Here is a 2691-nt window from a genome sequence, read left to right as displayed (position 1 = left end):
GGACGAGATCTTCGGCCCCGTCGTGTCGGCCCTGCGGTTCACCGACGTCGACGACGCGGTCCGCCAGGCCAACGACTCGATCTACGGGCTGGCCGCCGGAGTGTGGACGAAGGACATCTCCAAGGCCCACCAGGTCGCCAGCCGCCTCCACGCCGGCTCGGTGTGGGTCAACCAGTACAACGGCTTCGACACCGCCATGCCGTTCGGCGGCTTCAAGCAGTCCGGCTGGGGCCGCGAACTGGGCCAGGGCGCTCTCGACCTCTACACGCAGACCAGGTCGGTCAACATCCAGCTCTGATCCACCCGCGTGCCGTCCCGGCACACCCTCCCCCGTCACCTCTCCCAGAACCCGCTCCCCGCTCCCCGCTCCCCGAAAGGAACACCGCCGTGAAGACCAAGGCAGCAGTACTGTTTGATGTCCACAAGCCGTTCGAGATCATCGAGCTCGACCTCGACGACCCCGGCCCCGGCGAGGTCCTGATCAAGTACACGGCCGCGGGCCTGTGTCACTCCGACCTCCACCTGTCCGACGGCTCCCTCCCGCCGCGCTTCCCCATCGTCGGAGGGCACGAGGGAGCAGGCGTCATCGAGGCCGTGGGCGTGGGGGTGACGAAGGTCAAGCCCGGCGACCACGTGGTGTGCTCCTTCATCCCGAACTGCGGCACCTGCCGATACTGCTCGACCGGTCGCCAGAACCTCTGCGACATGGGCGCCACGATCCTCGACGGCCACATGCCCGACGGCACCTTCCGGTTCCGGGCGGACGGCAAGGAGTTCGGCGCCATGTGCATGCTCGGGACGTTCTCCGAGCGCTCGGTGATCTCACAACACTCGGTGGTCAAGGTCGACGACTGGCTACCGCTCGACAAGGCCGTCCTGGTGGGCTGCGGTGTGCCCTCCGGATGGGGCACCGCCACCTACGCCGGCAACGTGCGACAGGGTGACACCGTGGTGATCTACGGGATCGGCGGGCTCGGCATCAACGCCGTCCAGGGCGCCGTCCACTCGGGGGCCCGTCACGTGGTGGTGGTGGACCCCGTCCAGTTCAAGCGCGACGAGGCCCTGAAGTTCGGCGCCACCCATGCGTTCGCCGACGCCGCCGAGGCCCACGCGGAGGTCGAGAAGCTCACCTGGGGCCAGATGGCGGACCAGGCGCTCATCCTGGTGGGCACTGTCGACGAGAAGGTCGTCTCGAGCGCTTTCGACGTGATCGGCAAGGGGGGCAGGGTGGTGATCACCGGCCTGGGCAACATGACGGAGAACACCGTGCAGGTCAACGGCACGATGATGGCCCTGTTCGGAAAGACCATCACGGGCACCCTCTTCGGCTCGGCCAACCCGCAGTACGACATCGTCAAGCTGCTGCGCCTGTACGACGAGGGCAAGCTCAAGCTGGACGAGCTCATCACCACGACCTACTCGCTCGACCAGGTCAACGAGGGCTACCAGGACCTGCAGGACGGGAAGATCATGCGAGGCGTGATCATCCACGACTCCTGATCCGGCCCCCGGTTCGCATACGCGCGCAACCACTGCACACGCGGACGAAATGTCGTGTGAGTCTGCAGTGGTTGCGCGCGTCCGTCGTGGGGACACTCATCGTGGCGAGTGACCGAATTTCACAGGGTCCCTCTCTCCACTGAAAGCCCCCGCCAGCCCCTGTCACGCTCTCCGCCCACTCGACGGCCCTGACACCGTTGCCGCCATGACTCCCGTGATCCCCTTCCCTACCGGCCGGCCGTTCACCACAGCAGAAGCAACCCGGGCGGGCCTGTCGCATCGCGCACTGACCGCGGCTGTCGCGCAGGGCCGACTGATCAAGATCAGACACGGGTGGTTTCACGCGCCGCAGTCGGGCGAGAGCGCACGGGATGCCCTCGCCCGGTCGTCGCGGATCGCGCTCGACCAGGGCCCCCTCGGCGCCGTGATCAGCCACCACACGGCGGCAGCGCTCCACGGTCTGCCTCTCATCAGAGCCCGGACTGACCACGTTCATCTCACGGTCGACCGACCCACCGGCGGACGCAGGACCCCGCACATCCAGGTTCATTCCTCGCCGCGCGATTCCCTGGACACGACCCAGGTGGACGGCATCCCCGTCACCTGCGTCGCCCGAACGGTCGTCGATCTCGCCCGCTCTGCGGGATTCGACGCAGGAGTATGCGCGGCGGACCACGCGCTGCGCCTCCGGATGGTGACCGCGGACGGGCTCGCGAGCGAAGTCGATCGCCATCGCGGCCGGACCGGCGTGGCGATCGCCCGGGACGTCGTGGATTTCGCGGACCCCCGGGCAGAAAGCCCCGGGGAGTCACTGTCCCGATGTGTCATGCGGAGGTGTCGAGACGTCCCCGCACCCCGACTACAACACCGGTACTTCTCGAGCGGGGGCAGGCCGGTCGCGCGCACTGACTTCTCCTGGGGCGACGGTGCACTGGCGGGCGAGTTCGACGGCAGGACCAAGTACTCACGCTGCGCGGCCGGTGGAGAGGATCCGGGCGAGGTGGTGTGGCGGGAGAAGCAACGGGAAGACCGACTCAGAGCGCTCGGGGTGGTAGTGGTCCGCTGGGTCTGGGACGACCTCTACGCGCCGAACCGGTTCGAACGCCTGCTGCTCGACGGGCTCCGTCGGTCCGGAGTCCGCTGACTCGCCTCGACCACGCGCCCTGCCAGGTGCTGCCGGTGCGGCCTGCT

The 2691-nt window shown here is 68.1% G+C and carries 3 protein-coding genes; all 3 read left to right on the top strand.

What is annotated here, in order from left to right:
- A partial coding sequence (locus G6026_RS17565) for an aldehyde dehydrogenase family protein (RefSeq protein WP_241728105.1) occupies positions 1 to 298 on the top strand: 298 nt, incomplete at its 5' end.
- Positions 299 to 387: 89 nt separating this feature from the next.
- A complete protein-coding gene (locus G6026_RS14690; protein WP_107757165.1) occupies positions 388 to 1500 on the top strand; it encodes an NDMA-dependent alcohol dehydrogenase in 1113 nt (370 codons plus the stop codon).
- 205 nt (positions 1501 to 1705) lie between these two features.
- Entirely contained in the window at positions 1706 to 2644 is a 939-nt protein-coding gene (locus G6026_RS14685; protein ID WP_182613616.1) for a type IV toxin-antitoxin system AbiEi family antitoxin domain-containing protein, read from the top strand.
- Positions 2645 to 2691 lie beyond the last annotated feature (47 nt).

The sequence above is a fragment of the Dietzia sp. DQ11-38-2 genome, from assembly GCF_014145055.1.
Lineage (GTDB): Bacteria > Actinomycetota > Actinomycetes > Mycobacteriales > Mycobacteriaceae > Dietzia.
Note: the sequence above shows the minus strand (reverse complement) of the source record. Positions and strands in the feature narration are given on the sequence as shown.